Origin of the sequence: Pseudoflavonifractor sp. MCC625 (assembly GCF_018784545.1) — a bacterium.
GTDB lineage: Bacteria > Bacillota > Clostridia > Oscillospirales > Oscillospiraceae > Pseudoflavonifractor_A > Pseudoflavonifractor_A gallinarum.
In genome coordinates, this window is record NZ_WQOJ01000010.1 from 21,898 (window position 1) to 42,459 (window position 20,562).

Sequence of the window (20,562 nt, forward strand, 5' to 3'; positions counted from 1 at the left end):
GGTTATCCTGCTGTAAGCGACCTGTGCAGTTTTTTTGATAACGTGATTGGCGCGGCCTGCGGGCCGCGCCAATCTTTATTTATGCCATATCCCGGCGGAACACGTGGATGCGGAAGCCGGCGCGGACCTCTAGCCGGGACAGCGCGCGAAGCCGCTCCACCCCGGCCTTGGGGGTCTTCCAGCAGTAGGGAGTCATCTGGAAGAGGGCCTGGAGATCCTCCGGATTTTCGATATGGAGCATGGTCTCCACCGGGACCACCTCCAGGAGCTGAAAGCCCTCGTAGGGGATGGTCTCGTCCGGGTTGGGGTAGGGCGTGTCGTAGAGGACCTCCTTGAGCTCCCACAGGTGCTCTGGCGCGGGCACCACATAGAGGAACACGCCGCCGGGCTTCAGGACCCGGTGGAACTCCTCCGCGGCCAGAGGAGAAAAGCAGTTGACCAGCAGATGGGCGCAGCCGTCCGCCACCGGCAGGCGGTAGGCGGAGCCTACGGCAAATTCGGTCTCCCGGTCCCGCTTGGCGGCCCACCGGAGGGCAAATTTGGAGATGTCGATCCCGGCCACTGCGGGGGAACGGCCCGCCTCCCGCAGGGCCTGGGCGATCCCGGCAGTGTAGTACCCCTCCCCACAGCCCGAGTCCACTACGGCGCAGGGGGCTGGGGCGTAGCGGAGGGCCAGCTCCTCCAGGGCGGTGCGCAGCGGCTGGTAGTATCCCGCCGAGAGAAAGCGGTTGCGGGCGGCCACCATGGCTTTGTCATCTCCGGGGGCCTTGGAGTGCATTTGGTTGGGGGGCAGAAGATGGACATAGCCCTCTTTGGAAATGTCGTAGCTGTGGCCGTTGGGACAGGTATAGGTACGCTCCCCACGGGTGAGGGGAGCGGAGCAGATGGGGCAGCGGAACAGGCTCATAGAGGGGCCTCCTTATCAGAGAACAGAATGGATAACAGGGAGTTTTTATTTATTATAGCAGAATATGAGTTGCAGTGTAAAAAGAAAGACGTTTTTCGGATAAGCAGATCTTATCCGGAAGCGCGATGCTAGATGGGAAATTAGACAAATAGAGAAGAGTCTGAGGGGAGAAAAAATGTCAGAAACGGGAAATAATATAAATTCACATAAAACTTCAATAATGTAACCGACTTGTAACCGCTGTGTGCCATACTTCAAACGCCCGGCCAGCCATACCTGGGAGGCGGCCGGGGATCAATTGACAAAAGGAGAGAAACGCAATGAAGAAACAGACACTCAAGCGGGCTGCGGCCCTGACTCTGGCTGTGGCGGTCATGGCGCCTGCCGCATCTGCCCTGAGCTGGAAGGATGGAGCCCCCGCCAACTATAATTTCACCTATGGAGGGGACAACGGCGGTATCGCTAAAGTGGAGGCGTCCGACACCAACGGTACCTTCAGCGGTACGGTAGAGGCTGGTCAGACCATCACCACCCAGACCGGTACCATCGTGTGGCGGGACAGCTACACCAATGTGACCACCTTCACCGTCACCACCGAGCCCGGCTATGAGCTGGTGGGCCTGAGTGGCACCAATGTGGTGGAGGACGATTTCCGGTATGACGGTGGCAACACCTATACCTTCTCCTTCACCGATAAGGGCGCCGAGGCCTGGTGCTATGGGAAGGATGTCTCCTTCGATCTGGTGACTGACAAGACCATGTATACGATCACCTTCGCGAATGAGGATGGAAACGAGCTGGGCTTCATCACCGCCGCGCTGGACGAGCCGCTGTTCACCAGCATTGTTCCCGAAAAAGAGGGGTATACCTTCAGCCGCTGGATGCTGAATGAAACAACTGCGATGCCCGATACATTCACTGCTGATATGCTGAAGTATGCCGATGAGAACAAGAATATCACGGTGACCCCCGAGTTTACGGTGAATGAATATCCTGTTACCATTAACTACTATGTGAACAACAACAATGGAGTCAATGGCGGCACGCTGGAGAGCAAAACTGACAATGTAATGGTCCCCTATGGCACGACCATCAACGAGGCGTGGCTGGCGGAGAATAACCGTCTGAGCGGCTACAAGATGATCGGCGGTGACCATGACGTAACCGTCGGCGTGGATGGCGCTGCGATTGACCTGGTCAAAAAGGAAGCGGTTTTTGAAGAAGACCATGCCTATTTTACCTATGAGAGCAAGGACGACGGGGTGCTCTCTGTCACTTATGGAATCGAGGACAAGCGCGAGGGCGTAAATGTCGACGTGAACGAGACCATCCGGATGTCCTATAGTGATTATCTCTGGGGGGAAAAGACGATCACCTTTACGGTTCAGGTGGCGGACGGCAAGACCCTGGTTCTGAACTGCTCTGACGGTTCCAACGAATTCACGGATAACGGAGACGGCACTTATACCTTTGCGTTTACCCGCGGTGGTACGATGATTAACAAGCCCGCCGATCACATTACCTTTGCTCTGTCCACCGTGGAAAAGTAAAAACTGCTGCATTGGCCCGGAGGTTTTGCCTCCGGGCCTGTTTTTGCGCGGATGTGGAAAAGAACAGGGAAAGAACCGTCTCTTTCGTCCTTTTTTCTCTACCATTTTGGCATGGGATATGGTATCATAGACAAGATTATGATTACTTTTTGTGACAGATAAGGAGCGAAACAATGATCACCGTTTCTGATTTGACCCTTCAGTACAGCGGTCAGCCCCTGTTCAGCCATGTGGATCTTCAGTTCACCAAGGGGAACTGCTATGGCATCATCGGCGCCAACGGCGCGGGCAAGTCCACCTTCCTGAAGATCCTCTCCGGCGAGCTGGAGCCCACCAAGGGTGAGGTCTCCATCCTGCCCAAGACCCGCATGTCGGTCCTCAAGCAGAACCAGAACGCCTATGACGCCTACAATGTTATGGACACCGTCATCATGGGCAACCAGCGCCTCTATGACATCGGCAAGGAGAAGGAAGCCCTCTATGCCAAGGAGGAGATGACCGAGGAGGACGGCATCCGCGCCTGTGAGCTGGAGGAGGAGTATGCCGAGCTGGGCGGCTGGGAGGCCGAGAGCGACGCCTCCCGCATCCTCCAGGGACTGGGCATCGGCACCGAGCTCCACTACAACGACATGGCCACCCTGGACGCCCGCCTCAAGGTGAAGGTCCTGCTGGCCCAGGCGCTCTTCGGCAACCCCGACATCCTGCTGCTGGACGAGCCCACCAACAACCTGGACATCAACGCGGTCAACTGGCTGGAGGACTTCCTGCTGGACTTCGAGGGGACCGTCATCGTGGTCTCCCATGACCGCCACTTCCTCAATACCATCTGTACCCACATCGTGGACATCGACTACAACAAGATCAAGCTCTACGTGGGCAACTACGACTTCTGGTATGAGTCCTCCCAGCTGGTGCAGGCCCTCATCAAGAACCAGAACAAGCGAAATGAGGAGAAGATCAAGGAACTGCAGGACTTTATCGCCCGCTTCTCTGCCAACAAGTCCAAGTCCAAGCAGGCCACGGCCCGGCGCAAGCTCCTGGACAAGCTCACCGTGGAGGAGATGCCCGCCTCTTCCCGCCGCTATCCCTGGGTGGCCTTCTCCCCCGAGCGGGAGGTGGGCAAGGACATCCTCTTTGTCACCGATGTGAGCAAGACCATCGACGGAGTGAAGGTGCTGGACAAGGTCTCCTTCATCGTGGGGCACGATGACAAGATCGCCTTCGTGGGCGACAATGAGAACGCCCACACCGCCCTCTTCAAGATCCTCACCGGCGAGATGGAGCCCGACGAGGGCACCGTGAAGTGGGGCCAGACCGCCACCTTCTCCTACTTCCCCAAGGACAACACCGCCTTCTTCGAGGGACACGACGAGAACCTGGTGGAGTGGCTGCGGGAGTTCTCCCCCGACCCCCACGAGAGCTATCTGCGCGGCTTCCTGGGCCGGATGCTCTTCTCGGGCGACGACGTGTATAAGAGCGTGAAGGTCCTCTCGGGCGGCGAGAAGGTGCGGTGCATGCTCTCCAAGATGATGCTCTCTGGGGCCAATGTGCTGCTGCTGGACCAGCCCACCAACCACCTGGACCTGGAGTCCATCACCGCAGTCAACAACGGTCTGGAGGCGGTGAAGTGCAATGTGCTCTTCTCCTCCCACGACCACCAGCTGGTGCAGACCGTGGCCAACCGGATCTTTGACTTCACGGCCGAGGGCAAGCTCATCGACCGGAAGATGACCTATGACGAGTATCTGGAGAGCGTAAGCTCCAACGGATAAGGACACAGCGCCCGGCCCTTCCGGAGAGATGGGCCGGGCTTTTTCTCCAGGTAAAGTGAGTCGTGTTATGTGACGGAAAGCGGCATAATATGCGGGGAAAGCGCCCTTTGCTTTCCTGTGGAAAATGTGATAGAATAAAAGACAATACTCCGGAAGAAAGCGGGCAAGGAGCATACTCGATGGAGGAACTCAAGGAACTCAAAGCGCGGATGCAGGAGCAGCGGCCGGTGGACTGGGAGAGCTTTCCCGACATCGGACTGTATATGGATCAGGTGGTCTCCTATCTGCCACGGCAGCTCATCCACTACGGGGATGGGGAACTGCTGACCTCCGCCATGGTAAACAACTACATCAAGGACGGCCTGCTTCCAAGGGCGGAGGGAAAGCGCTATTCCCGCACCCATCTGGGGTATCTGACTGCTATCTGTGTGCTCAAGCAGGTGCTCTCCGTGAAGGAGACCAACCGTCTCATCGCCGCGGGTACCGAGCGTAAACGCACCACAGAGGAGCTCTATGCCTACTTCTGCCGGCAACTGGACGCCGCGCTGAGTGAGACCGCCCAGAGCCTGCCCGAAGAGGGGGAGGAGGAAGACCTGCCCCGTCTGGCCCTGGATCTGGCCCTGCGCAGCTATGCGGATCGTCTGGCCTGTCAGCGGGTGCTGGACATCCTGGCCCAGCATACGCCGGAGCCGGAGCGGAGCAGCCGGAAGAAGGAACGCGCCGGGAAGTGAGCCTGCCCGGCGAAGAGGGCCATATATGGCCCATGATAAGGAGGGTTTTCCCATGAGCAACTATCGCATTGTCACCGACTCTGCCGCCGATATGAGCGCGGCCATGGTGGAGGAACTGGGTGTTACCGTTCTGCCCCTGTGTTTTACCATGGAAGAAAAAACCTATGAGGATCATCCGGACCGCCGGGCCATGCCCATTGAGGAGTTCTACCGCCGCCTGCGGGAGGGAAAGATGGCCACCACCTCTGCCGTGAACGTCTCCCAGTACATCGATGTGCTGGAGCCCATGCTGCAGGCAGGGGAGGATGTGCTGGTGCTGGCCTTCTCCTCGGGGCTTTCCACCACCTATAACTCCTCCGCCATTGCGGTGGCCGAGCTGCGGGAGAAGTACCCCGAGCGGAAGATCTTCACCGTGGACACCCTGTGTGCCTCCCTGGGACAGGGACTTCTGGTGTGGCAGGCCGTTGCCCTTCAGAAGGCGGGCAAGAGCCTGGAGGAGGTCCGGGACTGGGCCGAGGCCAACAAGCTCAAGCTCTGCCACTGGGTGGCGGTGGACGATCTGGCCCACCTGAAGCGGGGTGGCCGGATTTCCGCCACCACAGCCTTTGTGGGCGGAATGCTGAACATCAAGCCCATCATCCATGTGGACAACGAGGGCCACCTCATCAACGTGGGGAAGGTGCGCGGCCGCGGCGCCTCCCTCAAGTACCTGGTGGATGAGATGGGAAAGCGGATCACCGATCCCCAGGAGCAGGTCATCTTTATCAGCCACAGCGACTGTCTGGAGGACGCCAAAGTGGTGGGCGAGGAGGCCAAGCGCCGCTTTGGCGTGAAGGACGTGGTCTACAATCACATCGGCCCCGTCATTGGCGCCCACACCGGACCGGGTACGGTGGCACTCTTCTTTATGGGAACGGAGCGGTAATATGGAAGACATCAAGTGGCTGGAAGTGGCCATTGACACAACCACACAGGAGCTGGAGGGTCTCTCCGCCCGGCTGACCATGAACGGCGTGACCGGGCTGGTCATCGAGGACGAGGCCGATTTCCAGCAGTTTTTGGAGAATAATCGCCAGTACTGGGATTATGTGGACGAGGAGCTCCAGGAGAAGATGCGGGGCGTGTGCCGCATCAAGTTCTATGTCTCGGATGATGCCGATGGGCGCAAGCAGCTCCAGAAGTGGATGGAGGGCATTGATAAGCCCTATACCACCGCGGCACTTGGAGAGAATGACTGGGCCCACAGCTGGCAGAAGTACTATAAGCCCATGGAGGTGGGGGAGCGGCTCTACATCGTCCCCGAGTGGGAGCGGGAGGAGCCCGTCCCGGCGGGGAAGACCGCCCTCTATCTGAACCCCGGCCTCACCTTCGGCACCGGCTCTCATGCCTCCACCCAGCTCTGCCTGGGGGGCGTGGAGCGGTATGTGACCGACGGGTGCAAGGTGCTGGACCTGGGCTGCGGAAGCGGCATTCTGTCCATTGCGGCCCTTCGCTTGGGCGCGGAGCACGCGGTGGCGGTGGACATCGACCCCAAGGCGGTGGACGTGGCCTATGAGAATGCGGCCATGAACGACATTGGAAAGGACCGCTACCATGTGCTGGCGGGAGATGTGCTCACCGACGAGGGACTGGTAAACGAGCTGGCGGAGCAGAAGTATCAGGTGGTGCTGGCCAACATCGTGGCCGACGTCATCATTCCTCTCTCTGCCAAGGTGGACCGTTTTCTGGCGGAGGGCGGGACCTTCCTGTGCTCCGGCATCATCGACGTCCGTGCCCACGAGGTAGTGGAGGCGCTGGAGCGCAATGGCCTGACCATCGTGGACCGGTGGGAGAAAAAGGGCTGGGTTGCCCTGGCGGCCCGGTTCCAGTAACAAAAGACAGAGGCGGACGCAGCTGCGTCCGCCTCTTTGCGTCCGGGAAAAGCCTTTGCATCTTGGGCAAAAATCCCGTATAATGGGGAAAATAACGGGGGAAAGGGATGAGTCATATGCGGACCCACTGCTTTCGGCTGCGCCGGGGGGATGACCTGCGGCAGTCGTTGGAGCGTTATGTCAGAGAACAGCATATCCGGGCGGCGGTGGTGCTCTCCGCCGTGGGATGTGTGAGCCGGGCGGTGATCCGGGATGCCTCCGGCGTAACCGTGCACACCCTGGAGGAGCATCTGGAGATCGTCTCCCTGATGGGGACCCTCTCGGAGGAGCGGACCCATCTGCATATTGCCCTGTCCCGGGAGGACCTCTCCACCGTGGGCGGGCACCTGAAGGACGGGTGCATCGTCAATACCACCGCAGAGGTGGTGCTGCTGGAGCTGTCCGGCGTGGCCTTTGGGGCGGGCTATGACCCCGAGACCGGTTATGACGAGCTGGTCATCTCACATGGGGAGGAACCAAAATGATCCTGAATATCTTGGCTGTTGGCGACGTGGTGGGGGAAGCGGGGGTGGAATACCTGTCCCGCCGTCTGCGCGGCATGAAAAAAGACCATGAGATCCACTTCACAGTGGTCAACGGAGAAAATGCCTCGGGCGTGGGGATCCTGCCCCGGCAGGCCCAGGCCATCTTTGACGCGGGAGCCGACGTGATCACCCTGGGCAACCACACCTGGAACCGGCTTCAGATCGCCGACTATCTGGAGGAGAACCCCTACATCCTCCGCCCGGCCAACTACACCAACCGGGTGCCCGGCCGGGGGTGGGGCGTGTATGAGGGGCCCAGAGGTCTGCGGATCGGGGTGCTCAACCTCATCGGTCGGTGTGAGATGGACTGCAACTTTGACAATCCCTTTACCGTGGCGGAACGGTGGGTGAAGCGGGGCGAGGCCGACATCATTCTGGTGGACTTCCATGCGGAGGCCACCAGTGAGAAGGGAGCCATGGCCTGGTATCTGGACGGACAGGTCCAGGCGGTCTGGGGGACCCACACCCACGTACCCACCGCCGACACACAGATCCTGCCCAAGGGAACGGGTTTTGTCACCGACCTGGGTATGGCAGGGCCCATCCACAGCGTGCTGGGGATCCGGCCCAATCAGGCCATCAACCGCTTTTTGGGCGGGCTGCCCCAGCGGTTTGAGTCGGCGGAAGGGCCCTGTAAGATTGACGCGGTCCGCTTTTCCGTGGACACCGCCACCGGGCGCTGCACGGCGGTAGACCGGGTGGATGTCCGCTGAGTTTACACAAGAGGGCAAAAAAATGCCTCCGCTCATACTGAGCGGAGGCATTTTTGCATATGACTTCAGGACACGTAAGAAATTGCTTACTTGTGGTCCACGCTGTACATATGAGCGATCAGATCCAGAACCTTGTTGGAGTAGCCGATCTCGTTGTCGTACCAGGACACGACCTTCACGAAGGTATCGGTCAGGGCGATGCCGGCGGTGGCGTCGAAGATGGAGGTGTGGGTGTCGCCCAGGAAGTCGGAGGAAACGACGGCGTCCTCGGTGTAACCCAGAACACCCTTCAGCTCGCCCTCGGAAGCCTTCTTCATGGCGGCGCAGATCTCCTCGTACTTGGCGGGCTTAGCCAGGTTGACGGTCAGGTCGACCACGGACACGTCCAGAGTGGGAACACGCATGGACATACCGGTCAGCTTGCCGTTGAGCTCGGGGATAACCTTGCCCACGGCCTTGGCGGCGCCGGTGGAGGAGGGGATGATGTTGCCGGAAGCAGCACGGCCGCCGCGCCAATCCTTCTTGGAGGGGCCGTCCACGGTCTTCTGAGTCGCGGTCACAGAGTGAACAGTGGTCATCAGGCCGTCGGTGATGCCCCAGTTGTCATGCAGCACCTTGGCGATGGGAGCCAGGCAGTTGGTGGTGCAGGAGGCATTGGAGACAAAGGTCATGCTGGAGTCATACTTGTCCTGGTTGACGCCCATGACGAACATGGGGGTGTCGTCCTTGGAGGGGGCGGACATGACGACGTGCTTGGCGCCGGCGTCGATGTGAGCCTGGGCCTTCTCCTTGGTCAGGAACAGGCCGGTGGACTCCACCACGTACTCCGCGCCGATCTCACCCCAGGGAATGTCCTTGGGATCCATGCAGGCGTAGAAGTTGACCTTCTTGCCGTTGACGGTGATGGAGGTCTCATCATACTCGATGGTGCCCTCAAACTTGCCGTGCATGGTGTCGTAACGCAGCATATAAGCCATGTAGTCAGGGCTCATAAAAGGATCGTTGATGCCAACGAATTCGATGTCAGAACGCTCGAGGCCGGCGCGGAACACGAGACGGCCGATGCGGCCGAAACCATTAATGCCAACTTTGATGCTCATGGGAATCTCTCCTTCACAAAGTGTAGTTGTTGTACCTTCGCGCATCCTTATTATATCCCACACGGGGGGAAATGAAAAGGGCCAAACGTAAAAAACTGGTCATTGTCCATAAAAAGCCGTGGCGGTTTGACCAAAAGTGGGCGAAATTCGACACAAGTCGACTTTTAAGCTTGTTGTAGAAGCCAGTATTTGCTATACTGGCCGTGTGTATGGGGCTTATGCTGCCCTGTAATCCTAGTAGCGTGTTCGAAAGCACTTTCAGGCGTTGGCCGGGGGAGGTTTTAAATTGAGTAAGGATGCGGATGAGCTGGAGCGCTTCCTGGCAGAACAGCTCCGGGAACAGGTGGGGAACCTGATGGCAGCCTCCCAACTCCTGGCCCCGGTGATCCGGGAGCAGGAAAATCGGCACTATGACCAATATATGGCCATTTTGAATCAGAGCCTTTATCGACTGCTGCGCCTGGCCGAGCATGTAGACCTGGCCCAGCGGGAGCGGCGGGGCGACAAGCTGGAGTTTCATCCGGTCCTGCTGGAGCTGGAGCCCCTCTGCCGGGAGCTGTGCCAGAAGGTAACGGGGGCTGCTGCCCCGCTCCGCGTGGACTTTCAATGGGAGTGGGACGGCCGGGAGGCCGCCGTACTGGGGGATCCGCTGCTGCTGCGCCGGATGCTTCTGAATCTGATTGCTAACGCCCTGCATGCCGCCGGCAGCGGCGGCCAGGCCGGGCTGCGGCTTTGTACCGAGGGGCGAAGCGTGCGTCTGACCGTGTGGAACAGCGGGGGAGAAACTCCGCTGCCCAGATCCGAATCTATAGAGTCCGGGAGCGGCTGGAAGAAAGATTCCGGTGTCCAGACCCGGATGGGGGTGGAGCTGGCCTGGGAAGTGGTGGAGTGCCATCAAGGCACCCTGGTCTTTGAGCAGGGGGAGCGCCGTGGACTGCGGGCGGTCATCTCTCTGCCGGTGGCCAACGACACAGAGGCCACGGGGCTGCACACGCCCCGAATGGGCTACGATCCTACCGGCGGCTTTTTCCAGGTGCTGGTGGAGCTGTCCGATGTCCTGCCCTTTGAGGCCTATCTGCCGGAGGATGTGGAATAAAAGAAGAATGATCTGCGGTACGGAAGCAGTAGAAAGTGGAGCCGCCGGGCGATCCATTGGGATCGCCCGGCGGTTTTGTATACAAAGGGGTGAAAGGGTGGAAAAGATCCCGTCAGCAGAGGAACCAGAACCAGCGCAGCAGAAGCCGTTTCCACCAGGGGCGGGAGCGGTAGAGCCGCTCCGCTTCGGCGCTTGCCGCCTTCCGGGCCAGCCTGCACTCCTCCAACGTCACCCCGTCCCGGCTGAAGGCCGCCTTTTGGGCCAGCTCCTCCACCAGAGGAGGCAGCGTTCCGCCGTGGCGGGAGAGCCTGCGGGCATAGCGGTAGATGGATACCATGGCCCGGTGGGGGTCCTCCTGCCGGAGTCTGCGCCGCCGGAGGGTCCCTGTAATATAGCGGATCAGGATGGGGGGGAAACACACCGCCAGAAGGATTCCAACCGGGAGCAGCCAGCCGGGAAGAGATCCTGTCCCACCGTCGTCCTGTGTCTGTGCGGGCGGGGTGGAAGCGGTGGGCCGGGGAGTCTGCACCGGCGCGGCGCTTGGCTTGGGTGTGGGTGTGGGCTTGGGCGTGGCGCTGGGGGTGGAGACCGGCTCCTCGCTCTCGCCCTGACTCCAGGGGAGGGCGTCGCCCTGATAGCCGGGGGTCATCTCCACCGGATACCAGCCATAGCCCGAGAGATAGATCTCCACCCAGGCGTGGGCGGCGCGGTCGGGTACGGAGTGGGAACCGGGGGTTTTGGCGTTGGTCACATAGCCGCTTACATACCGGGCCGGGATTCCCAGGGAGCGCAGCAGAAGGGTACCGGCAGAGGCGAAGTGCATACAATATCCCCGATGGCTCTCGTTGAGAAAATAGAGGGTAAAATCCTCGCCGTCCGGGACGGGCGGGGTCTCCAGATCGTATTCGGCCAGCTCGGCCAGGTATTCCGCCACCAGTTCAGCCGCCAGCTGAGGGGCGCGGGCCGGGTCATAAGCAGAGTAAAAGGCGTAGCGGGAGGAGGACATCTGAGCCTGGAAGAGCCGGTCCGAGAGCGCATAGACGTGGGGGGAGAGGGCATATAAGAGGTCGTCGGGGACCTGGAGGTAGTGCTGCTGCACAAACGCCTGGTATTCCTGTTCGGCCAGGGCATCCTGCCACTCCAGCGGGGGTGCGGCGTCCGGTTCCAGCGCGCCGGGCCGGAAATAGACCGTGTGCTTCCCCACCAGAGGGCTTCGGATTATGCCGGAATCATCCTGAAAGGAGGCCCCCCGCAGCTCCTCCGGCCGGGAGAGAATCTGATAGGGGAAGTAGACACAGCCGCCGGGGGCGGATACCTGCTCCACTTCAAAGGCATAATAGGGAAGATCGGCCTCCGCCCGGGCGGGGAAATTGAGAGGATTGAGTCCTGAGGAGGTCCCGGTGGAGTCCACCACAGCCCCATCCGAGAGGAGGGAGGCATAGGCGTCCTCCTCCAGAGGGGTCCAGCGGTTGTCCTGATAGAGGGCGGCACTGTATCCCCGCAGGTAGAGCTTTCCGGTATAGTCGGTGCGGATGCGCAGGACGGTATGGCCGTCGTAGCTCTGGGTTCCGGCGGCGGAGAGGTCCACCGTGGCGGTGGAGCCGGCGGAAGAGAACAGAGAGCGGCCAAAGGGGCCGGTCCAGTTGAGGGAGAGGCTCAGGTCCCCCACGGTCTGAAAAAGAGTGTCCCGGCCGTCCTTCACCCAGGCCGGGGGCTGATAGCCCGCCGCCGGAACAAGCAGGGTCAGAAGGCTCAGGGTGATACCCACCAGAGGCAGCGCGGCCAGTGTGAGGCGCGCTGCCCTCTGGGGGTCCTCCCGGGCGCTGCGTGCGCTGAGGAGCAGTCCGCCCCAGCCGGTCAGCAGGAGCACCAACCACAAGACGGGCGGGGTGCTCAGCGGAAGGGCGGGGATCACCGGGACCAGAACCGCCAGTCCGCTGACCCAACAGGAGCGCAGGCGCACCGCCAGAAGGCCCAGCAAGACGGCATAGACCGCGGCAGCGGCCAGTACGGTGAGGGTCACCGCCCAGCTCCACTGCGCGGGGGTGCGCTCCATCACCGGGACCAGGCGGGAGAGACCGGGGAAGTGCTCAGAATAGGTATTGACCACGGCGCACTGGATGGCCGCCTGTCCGGCAAATAGGTCCTCCCAAATCCGCCAGACCAGCTGTCCCCAGAGCAGGGAGGAGAGAAATAAAAGGGGCATCCCAAAGCGCAGGGGGAGGGAGAATATAGTGAGAGAGAGTAAGGTCAGCAGGGTAAGTCCCCCGTACAAGAGGAGCGGGTCCACCGGCAGGGAAAAGGCGGTGCAGAACCAGCCCACCGGCGCCCACAAAAGCAGACCCAGCAGCAGCCCATCGGCCAGCAGGCGCAGAGCAGAGGGGCGAGGGGCAGAAGAACGATTCACAGCCATCCCCCTTCCTGCCAGAGCGTCGGGGTCACATGGAGCCGGCGGGGCGGCCCATCCCCGGCGGGCGGCAGGGCCGCCGCGTCCAGAATGGAGTGCCCCTGGAGGGGGGCGGGCTGGATCAGGATGCGCTGGAAGGCGTCCATGAGGGCGGCGGCATCGGTGACTGGGCAGCTCTCCACCGTGCCGCTCACCGGATGGGCCCACTGGATGACGTGCGGGGTATTTTGCTCCAGCAGCAGGCGGGAGATGGCCAGCAGGCGATCCAGAACGGCATCCAGCTCCTCCGGCGTGCCGAAGTGGTCAAAGGTGAGCAGCAGCGTGGGGCGGCAGGGCTCCAGCATCTCCTTGACCACCAGATCCTCCCGCTTGGAGGAGAGCTTCCAGTGGACCAGGCGCATGGGGTCCCCGGGGCGGTACTCCCGCAGATCATAGTCCTCGGTATTCCCGCCGCCGGGGCGGACCTTCCATTGGACGGAGTGTCCGCCCTCCCCGATGAGCTGGGGGACGGGGCCTGCTTCCATGGGTGCGGGGAGCACATACCGGGTATCCGGCTTGGGCACGGAGAGGGGCAGGGAGAAGAGCCCCAAAAAGTCACACAGGCGGGGCCGGTACACCGTGCAGGTCCAGGCACCGCAGTGTTCGGCGGGGATATCCTGCTCCCAGGTTCCGGCGCCCTCCCGGATGTCCACCTGCCGGATGAGGCGCTGGGCGGAAAAGGGGTCCTCCAGCACCACCCGGGCCCGAAAGCGGGTGAGCGGGAAGGGGGAGTGGCTGGAACAGGAGAGGGTCCAGCCGGCCGACTCGCCGCGGGTGAGCGAAGGGGACGCGCAGGTCAGAACCAGGGTACCGCCCAGAGCGGCGGGCAGGCTCAGCGCCAGGGAGAGGAGCGGGAGGATGAGGAGAAACAGCAGGAAGAAGAGAGCGGCATACCCGGTGGAGCACAGCAGGAACAGCAGTGCCAGAAGCAGGGCGGCCCCATAGGCGATTCGTCGGTGCAGCATGGGGGCGGCCTCACTGGATGGCAGGGGGCTGGACCCCTTTGAGGATGGCCTCCACGGGGCTGCCGACCTCGCCGGACTCGCCCCGGGGGGAGAGGAGAAGCCGGTGGGAAATGGTGTCGGCAAAGACCAGGCGCACGTCGTCGGGCGTCACATAGTCCCGACCCCGGACGAAGGCGGCGGCCCGGCTCATGGCGGCCACCGCCAGAGTGGCCCGGGGGCTGGCTCCCTGAACGATGAGCGGGTGCTCCCGGGTCGCGCCGATGAGACGGACGATGTACTCGCACACCGCGTCGCTCAGATAGACCCGGTCCACAGCGGCGCGCATGGCCTCCAGCTCTTCCAGAGTGGCCACCCGCTCCACCTGGGAGAGGGGATTTCCGCTCTGCTTGCGCCGTAGGAGCTCGGTCTCATCGGCCGCAGAGGGATAGCCCAGGGAGAGCTTGACCATGAAGCGGTCCAGCTGGGAGTCGGGGAGCAGCTGGGTCCCGGAGGCCCCCGCCGGGTTCTGAGTGGCGATGACCAGAAAGGGCTGGGGGACCGGATGGGTCACGCCGTCCACGGTGACCTGCCCCTCCTCCATGGCCTCCAGCAGGGCCGACTGGGTGCGGCTGGTGGCCCGGTTGAGCTCGTCAGCCAGAAAGAGATTGCACAGCACCGCCCCCGGCTGGTACTCCATCTGCCCGGTGGCCTTGTTGAACATGGTAAAGCCCGTCAGGTCCGAGGGCATGACGTCCGGGGTAAACTGGACCCGGTGATACCGGAGGGAAAGAGCCCGGGAAAACGCCAGGGCCATGGTGGTCTTGCCCACGCCGGGGATGTCCTCCAGCAGAATATGGCCCCGGGCCAGGATGGCCAGCAGGGCTTTGGAAAGCACCGCGTCCTTTCCAACCACGGCCTTGCGGACCTCCAGGATCACGTCCGCGGCCAGCTTGCGTTCGGTCATAGGTGCGCCTCCTCCAATCAAAAATTCAGATCAAATCCCAAGGGGATAAACTTCCCATTCTACCCCATTCTATCAAACATCCTCATTATGTCAACAAAAAAAGGTTACAAAGAGGCAAGAGGATGTCCGAAGGCGAAAAAAGTTTGTTTTCCACCCCGCCAGAGCCTAAAAACGGCGGTTCTGCGCCAAAAGAAGCGGCAAAAGATGAGGCAAAGCACTTGCACCGCCGCCCCCGCTGTGGTATAATCGCTATGATAGTAAGAGTAGGTTATGGTTAGAGTGGGGTCCGCCCCGCTCTTCTTTTTGAGAAAAATTCGGTATGTAAAATTCTGGAACCTACTGTTGAGGGCATTGAACTGGAGGTGCGCGCATGGCAAAGGTAACGGATCTGGTGGCCGAACTGGCCGCCCCCATCGCCCAGGCGCAGGGGTGTACCCTGTGGGATGTGGAATATGTGAAGGAGGCCGGTTCCTGGTACCTCCGGGTGTATATTGATAAGGAGGGCGGCGTCTCCATTGACGACTGTGAGGCCGTGTCCCGGCCCCTCTCCGACGCGCTGGACGAGGCCGACCCCATTGAGGGGAGCTATACCCTGGAGGTGGGCTCGGCCGGCATCGACCGGGTGCTGCGCAAGAGCGAGCACTTTGCGGCCTATCTGGGCAGCGAGGTAGAGGTCAAGCTCTACCGGGCCCGGGAGGGGAAAAAGGAATATGTGGGCCTGCTCCGGGGGTATGCCGACGGCAATGTCACCCTGGAGGAGGGCGACTGCACCGTCACATTTGAAAAGAAAGACATCGCACAGGTCCGCCTGTATGTGCGTTTTTAAAGGAGTAAAGAACAATGGCGACGAGAAAGAACGCAAAAGCACAGAAGAGCAACGAGCTGGACGCGACGGAATTTTTCGCCGCGATCCGTATGATCGAAGAGGAGAAGGGCATCCCCAAGGCCTATATGATCGAGAAGATCACCCAGGCTCTGGTCTCGGCCTATAAGCGGGACCACGAGGGCGTGGGCGATAACGTGACCGTGGACGCCAACGAAGAGCTGGGCACCGTGCGCATGTTCGTCAAGAAGGACGTGGTGGAAGAGGTGGATAACCCCTGCACCGAGATGAGCCTGGAGGAGGCCCGGGCCGCGCTGCCCCGGGCGCAGCTGGGCGACGTGCTGCGCATCGAGATCAAGCCCCGCAACTTTGGCCGGATCGCCGCCCAGACCGCCCGTCAGGTCATCATCCAGGGCATGCGTGAGGCCGAGCGCGGCATGATCTATGACGAGTTCAACTCCAAGGAGCATGAGATCCTCACCGGTCTCGTCACCCGCATCGATCCCCGCTCCGGCGCGGCCAGCCTGCGCATCGGCTCCGGCAACGAGAGCACCGAGGCCTATCTGGCGGTCAGCGAGCAGGTCAAGGGCGAGCCCCTCACCGAGGGCATGCGCCTGCGCGTCTATGTGGTGGAAGTGCGCCGCTCCACCAAGGGGCCCCAGGTCCTCCTCTCCCGGACCCATCCCGGTCTGGTCAAGCGCCTCTTTGAGATGGAAGTGCCCGAGATCTATGACGGCACGGTGGAGGTCAAGTCCATCGCCCGTGAGGCTGGCTCCCGCACGAAGCTGGCGGTCTGGTCCGCCGACCCCAACGTGGACGCCATCGGCGCCTGCGTGGGTCCCCGCGGCCAGCGCGTAAACAACATCGTGGAAGAGCTGGGCGGCGAAAAGGTGGACATCATCAAGTACAGCGAGGATCCCGCCGAGTACATCGCCGCGGCCCTCTCCCCCGCCGACGTCATCAGCGTCACCACGCTGGAGGAGGGGAAGAGCTGCCGGGTGGTGGTGCCCGACGATCAGCTCTCCCTGGCCATCGGCAAGGAGGGTCAGAACGCCCGTCTGGCCGCCAAGCTGACCGGCTATAAGATCGACATCAAGCCCCAGAGCGCCCCCGTGGAGGAGGAACTGCCTCAGGATGAGGAGGACTTCCTGGCCGACGAGGAAGTGCTGGAGAACGAGAGCGCCGAGAGCGACAGCGAGGAATAAGCGCGGCGGGCGGGGAGAGCTCTCCCCGCCCACGCCCAGAGAAAGGGGGCAATCCCTATGCCGAAGAAGATCCCCATGCGCCAGTGTCTGGGCTGCCGGGAGATGAAACCCAAGCGGGAGCTGATCCGGGTGGTCAAATCCCCGGAGAATGAGATCTCCCTGGATTTTAAGGGGAAGAAACCCGGACGGGGGGCCTATCTCTGTCCGGACAGCGCCTGCCTGGCCCGGGCCCGCAAGTCCAGGGCGCTGGAGCGGGCCTTTTCCACCCAGATCCCGGATGAGGTCTATGCCGGCCTGGAGGAGCAGATGCAGGAAGGGGCAAAGGATGAATAGCGTACTGCACCTGATCGGACTGGCCCGGAAGGCGGGCCGCCTGGCCGTGGGGGAGGACCCGGTAGGCGAGGCGGTCAAGAGCCGGGAGGGCAAGCTCCTGCTGGTGGCCTGCGACGCGGCGGAGAATACCATACGCCGGGCCGGACACATGGCCGAGAGCGGCACCGCGCCCTGCCTCACCGTCCCCTTCACCAAGGCGGAGCTGGGGCATACCGTGGGGCGCTCCAGCTGTGCGCTGCTGGCCTTCACGGATGTGGGGCTGGCCTGTGCCGCGGCGGAGAAGCTGGCCGCAGAGGACCCGGAGCAATACGGCGCTGCGGCCGAGCTGCTGCGTACCCGGGCCCGCCGGGCGCTGGAGCGGCAGAAGGAGCGGCGTACCCGGGAAAAGGAACGCCAGGCGGCCCGCAGCAAGCCCTGGGCCGCGCCGCCCAGAAAGAAAGAAGGATCGGCCGCCGGGAAGAAGTCCCGCAAGAGATCCGGCCCCAAGGGGGCCCCGCGCCGCCATGAGACATAAGCGCGGCATGAGAACGTATCAAACAACAACCGGACTTGTTCCAATCAGAAAGCATAGCGGTGTGCGCTGTGTTTTCTCGTTGGTACAAGTCCCACAGTGGAGGTGGCTTTATTTGCTGAACAACAAGTATCGTGTCCATGAGGTGGCCAAGGATTTTGGCAAGAATTCCAAAGAGATCGCTGATATCCTCACCGATTACGCCACCGCCCCCAAGAACCATATGCAGGTTCTGGAGGACGGTGAGCTGTCCGTTATTTTCGACTATCTGACCCAGCACAACCAGGTGGAGAGCGTGGAGTCCATCTACGCCGACGTCTACCATGAGCCCAAGGCGGCCGCCAAGCCGGCCCAGGCGGCTCCCCAGGGTGGTCAGAAGAGCGCGCAGAGCGCTCCCCGGCCCCAGAACAACCAGAAGCCCCAGAATACCGGCAGCCAGCAGCAGGCCCGTCCTGCCCAGCAGCAGCCTGCCCAGAAGAGCGGCCAGACCCAGCAGCCTGCCGCCCGTCCCGCCAGCCGCGTCCCCGAGAAGAAGATCGTGGACACCCGCAAGGGCGGCGATGTGAACCTGGATAAGTACGACGAGCGCCTGGAGGACCTGGCTGCCGGTAAGACCAAGCAGATGCAGGCCGGCAAGCAGAAGTTCCAGGGCCGCAACCAGCGCAAGGGCGGCTTCCAGGGCGGCAACAAGCGCCGCCAGGAGGAGCAGGAGAAGATGCGCCGGCTCCAGCTGGAGATCGCCAAGAAGACCCCGCTCACCGTCAAAATCCCCGATGAGATCGGCGTGGGCGAGCTGGCTTCCCGCATGAAGAAGACCGGCGCCGAGGTGGTCAAGACCCTGATGAAGAACGGCGTCATGGCCTCCCTGAGCGACGTCATCGACTTCGACACCGCCGCCATCATCGCCGAGGAGATGGGCTGCAAGGTGGAGAAGGAGGTCATCGTCACCATCGAGGAGCGCCTCATCGACACCGCCGAGGATAAGGAAGAGGATCTGCTCCCCCGCGCTCCCGTGGTGGTGGTCATGGGTCACGTCGACCACGGCAAGACCTCCCTGCTGGACTATATCCGCAACGCCAATGTGGCCTCCGGCGAGGCTGGCGGCATCACCCAGCACATCGGCGCTTACCAGGTCCAGGTGAACGGCCAGACCATCACCTTCCTGGATACCCCCGGCCACGAGGCCTTTACCGCCATGCGTGCCCGCGGCGCCATGGTCACGGACATCGCCATCCTGGTGGTGGCCGCCGACGACGGTATCATGCCCCAGACCGTGGAGTCCATCAACCACGCCAAGGCCGCCAAGATTCCCATCATCGTGGCCATCAACAAGATGGATAAGCCCGAGGCCAACCCCGACCGCATCAAGCAGCAGCTCACCGAGTATGAGCTGGTGCCCGAGGAGTGGGGCGGCGACACCATCATCTGCCCCATCTCCGCCAAGACCGGCGAGGGCATCGACAACCTGCTGGAGATGGTCAACCTGACCGCCGAGATGCAGGAGCTCAAGGCCAACCCCAACCGTTCCGCCCACGGCGCCGTCATCGAGGCCCGTCTGGACAAGGGCCGCGGCCCTGTGGCCACGCTACTGGTCCAGAACGGTACCCTGAAGCAGGGTGACGTCATCATCGCCGGCACCGCGGTGGGCCGTGTCCGCGCCATGACCAACGCCCGCGGCCAGAAGCTGACCGAGGCCGGCCCCTCCGTGCCCGTGGAGATCATCGGTATGGGCGAAGTGCCCGGCGCCGGCGACGACTTCCACGCCGTGGCCGACGAGCGCATGGCCCGCGAGCTGGTGGAGCAGCGCAAGCACGAGCAGAAGATGGCCGCCTCCGGCCCGGTGGGCCACAAGGTCTCCCTGGAGGATCTGTTCAGCCAGATCAAGCAGGGCGAGATGAAGGAGCTGCCCATCATCGTCAAGGCCGACGTGCAGGGCTCTGCCGAGGCCGTCAAGGCCAGCCTGGAGAAGATCTCCAACGACGAGGTCCGCGTCCGGGTCATCCACTGCGCGGTGGGCGCCATCAACGAGAGCGACGTCATGCTGGCCACCACTTCCGGGGCCATCATCGTGGGCTTCAACGTCCGCCCCGACGCCAACGCCAAGGATACCGCCGGCCGCAACGGCGTGGATATGCGGATGTACCGCGTGATCTACGACGCCATCGACGAGATCGAGGCCGCCATGAAGGGTATGCTGGCGCCCAAGTTCAAGGAAGTGGCGCTGGGCCAGGCCGAGGTCCGCGAGGTCTACAAGATCACCGGCGCGGGCATCGTGGCCGGCTGCTATGTCACCGAGGGCAAGGTGGAGCGCAAGGCCCAGATCCGTCTGGTCCGCGACGGCATCGTGGTCCACGAGGGCGCCATTGCCTCCCTCAAGCGCTTCAAGGACGACGCCAAGGAAGTGGCCCAGGGCTACGAGTGTGGTATTACCATCGAGAAGTACCAGGACATCAAGCAGGGCGACATCATCGAGTGCTTCCTGATGGAGCAGATCGAGGTATAAGATCCAGGCAGAGCCAAGGCTCTGTCCCATTCGGAACCAAATCAAACAGACCCGTTCCATCCCCAAGTCATTTGAGGAGGGGCGGGTCTGTATTACGTGATAGGAGAATCATATGGCAAGTAATCGCATCGGACGCATCAACGAGGAGATCCAGCGGGAGCTGGCGACCCTCATCCGCACGGTCAAGGACCCCCGGGTCCACGGGCTGGTGTCCATCACTGCGGTGGAGACCACCCCCGACCTGCGCTTTTCCAAGATCTACGTGAGCGTGCTGGACAAGAGCGACGTGAAGGAGGTCGTCAAGGGCCTCAAGTCAGCGGCCGGGTACCTGCGGCGGGAGCTGGGCTCCGCCCTCAAGCTGCGCTATACCCCGGAGCTCCAGTTCGTGGAGGACGACTCCATCGGACAGGGCGCCCATATCCTGAGCATGCTGCGCAATCCGGAGGTGGTCAAGCCGGCCAATCCGGCCAATGCCCACATTGACCTGGATGCCGAGGATGAGGAGTGAG

General features: G+C 62.1%; 19 protein-coding genes. 14 read left to right on the top strand and 5 right to left on the bottom strand.

Annotated features, from left to right (window positions below; translation table 11 throughout):
- Positions 1-79: 79 nt before the first annotated feature.
- On the bottom strand, positions 80-907 hold the full coding sequence (locus GPK94_RS03045) for a putative RNA methyltransferase (protein WP_215654378.1): 828 nt from the start codon (positions 905-907) through the stop codon (positions 80-82).
- A 320-nt stretch (positions 908-1,227) separates the two neighbouring features.
- Between GPK94_RS03045 and GPK94_RS03050 the strand changes: the two genes are divergently transcribed.
- The 7 genes from GPK94_RS03050 to GPK94_RS03080 all read left to right on the top strand — a co-directional run bounded on the left by GPK94_RS03050 (position 1,228) and on the right by GPK94_RS03080 (position 8,128).
- Entirely contained in the window at positions 1,228-2,457 is a 1,230-nt protein-coding gene (locus GPK94_RS03050) for a hypothetical protein (protein WP_215654380.1), read from the top strand.
- Positions 2,458-2,630: 173 nt separating this feature from the next.
- Entirely contained in the window at positions 2,631-4,229 is a 1,599-nt protein-coding gene (locus tag GPK94_RS03055) for an ATP-binding cassette domain-containing protein (protein ID WP_101692283.1), read from the top strand.
- Positions 4,230-4,408: 179 nt separating this feature from the next.
- Positions 4,409-4,960: a DUF1836 domain-containing protein gene (locus GPK94_RS03060; protein ID WP_186963075.1), complete on the top strand. Its 552-nt coding sequence runs from the start codon at positions 4,409-4,411 to the stop codon at positions 4,958-4,960.
- A 52-nt stretch (positions 4,961-5,012) separates the two neighbouring features.
- Positions 5,013-5,885 carry a DegV family protein gene (locus tag GPK94_RS03065; protein WP_193535970.1) on the top strand — a complete coding sequence of 291 codons (873 nt, stop codon included), beginning with the start codon at positions 5,013-5,015 and terminating at the stop codon, positions 5,883-5,885.
- 1 nt (position 5,886) lies between these two features.
- A complete protein-coding gene (gene prmA, locus GPK94_RS03070) occupies positions 5,887-6,831 on the top strand; it encodes a 50S ribosomal protein L11 methyltransferase (protein WP_215654382.1) in 945 nt (314 codons plus the stop codon).
- A 107-nt stretch (positions 6,832-6,938) separates the two neighbouring features.
- On the top strand, positions 6,939-7,355 hold the full coding sequence (locus GPK94_RS03075) for a PPC domain-containing DNA-binding protein (protein ID WP_252192499.1): 417 nt from the start codon (positions 6,939-6,941) through the stop codon (positions 7,353-7,355).
- On the top strand, positions 7,352-8,128 hold the full coding sequence (locus GPK94_RS03080; protein WP_101692277.1) for a TIGR00282 family metallophosphoesterase: 777 nt from the start codon (positions 7,352-7,354) through the stop codon (positions 8,126-8,128). Before GPK94_RS03075 ends, GPK94_RS03080 begins: the two co-directional genes overlap by 4 nt.
- Positions 8,129-8,214: 86 nt before the next feature.
- Here GPK94_RS03080 and gap read toward each other — a convergent pair whose 3' ends face one another.
- On the bottom strand, positions 8,215-9,228 hold the full coding sequence (gene gap / locus GPK94_RS03085; protein WP_101692276.1) for a type I glyceraldehyde-3-phosphate dehydrogenase: 1,014 nt from the start codon (positions 9,226-9,228) through the stop codon (positions 8,215-8,217).
- Between the two features lie 286 nt (positions 9,229-9,514).
- Here gap and GPK94_RS03090 point away from each other — a divergent pair, with 286 nt between their 5' ends.
- Positions 9,515-10,324: an ATP-binding protein gene (locus tag GPK94_RS03090; RefSeq protein WP_215654384.1), complete on the top strand. Its 810-nt coding sequence runs from the start codon at positions 9,515-9,517 to the stop codon at positions 10,322-10,324.
- Positions 10,325-10,436: 112 nt separating this feature from the next.
- On the opposite strand, the gene GPK94_RS03095 is transcribed toward GPK94_RS03090, so the two are convergent.
- Genes GPK94_RS03095 through GPK94_RS03105 form a run of 3 tightly spaced genes read right to left on the bottom strand, consistent with a single transcriptional unit; the run spans position 10,437 to position 14,678 of the window.
- The gene (locus GPK94_RS03095) at positions 10,437-12,731 is read right to left on the bottom strand and encodes a transglutaminase-like domain-containing protein (protein ID WP_215654386.1); all 2,295 of its coding nucleotides are present in this window, start codon (positions 12,729-12,731) and stop codon (positions 10,437-10,439) included.
- A complete protein-coding gene (locus GPK94_RS03100) occupies positions 12,728-13,735 on the bottom strand; it encodes a DUF58 domain-containing protein (protein WP_215654388.1) in 1,008 nt (335 codons plus the stop codon). The genes GPK94_RS03095 and GPK94_RS03100 overlap by 4 nt, the downstream gene beginning before the upstream one ends.
- A 10-nt stretch (positions 13,736-13,745) precedes the next feature.
- Positions 13,746-14,678 (bottom strand): MoxR family ATPase, encoded by a 933-nt coding sequence (locus tag GPK94_RS03105; protein WP_193535980.1) that lies wholly within the window; start codon positions 14,676-14,678, stop codon positions 13,746-13,748.
- Between the two features lie 370 nt (positions 14,679-15,048).
- On the opposite strand from GPK94_RS03105, the gene rimP reads away from it, so the two are divergent.
- The 6 genes from rimP to rbfA all read left to right on the top strand — a co-directional run bounded on the left by rimP (position 15,049) and on the right by rbfA (position 20,561).
- Positions 15,049-15,504 carry a ribosome maturation factor RimP gene (gene rimP / locus GPK94_RS03110; protein ID WP_215654390.1) on the top strand — a complete coding sequence of 152 codons (456 nt, stop codon included), beginning with the start codon at positions 15,049-15,051 and terminating at the stop codon, positions 15,502-15,504.
- Positions 15,505-15,518: 14 nt separating this feature from the next.
- Positions 15,519-16,706, top strand: coding sequence for a transcription termination factor NusA (nusA, locus tag GPK94_RS03115; protein WP_186963068.1), 1,188 nt, complete (start codon positions 15,519-15,521; stop codon positions 16,704-16,706).
- 57 nt (positions 16,707-16,763) lie between these two features.
- Positions 16,764-17,039, top strand: a complete 276-nt coding sequence (locus GPK94_RS03120) for a YlxR family protein (protein ID WP_101692269.1) — start codon at positions 16,764-16,766, stop codon at positions 17,037-17,039.
- The gene (locus GPK94_RS03125) at positions 17,032-17,553 is read left to right on the top strand and encodes a ribosomal L7Ae/L30e/S12e/Gadd45 family protein (RefSeq protein WP_101692268.1); all 522 of its coding nucleotides are present in this window, start codon (positions 17,032-17,034) and stop codon (positions 17,551-17,553) included. The genes GPK94_RS03120 and GPK94_RS03125 overlap by 8 nt, the downstream gene beginning before the upstream one ends.
- Positions 17,554-17,668: 115 nt before the next feature.
- Positions 17,669-20,053 (top strand): translation initiation factor IF-2, encoded by a 2,385-nt coding sequence (gene infB / locus GPK94_RS03130; RefSeq protein WP_346727987.1) that lies wholly within the window; start codon positions 17,669-17,671, stop codon positions 20,051-20,053.
- A gap of 112 nt (positions 20,054-20,165) precedes the next feature.
- Entirely contained in the window at positions 20,166-20,561 is a 396-nt protein-coding gene (rbfA, locus tag GPK94_RS03135; RefSeq protein WP_101692266.1) for a 30S ribosome-binding factor RbfA, read from the top strand.
- Position 20,562: the final 1 nt, after the last annotated feature.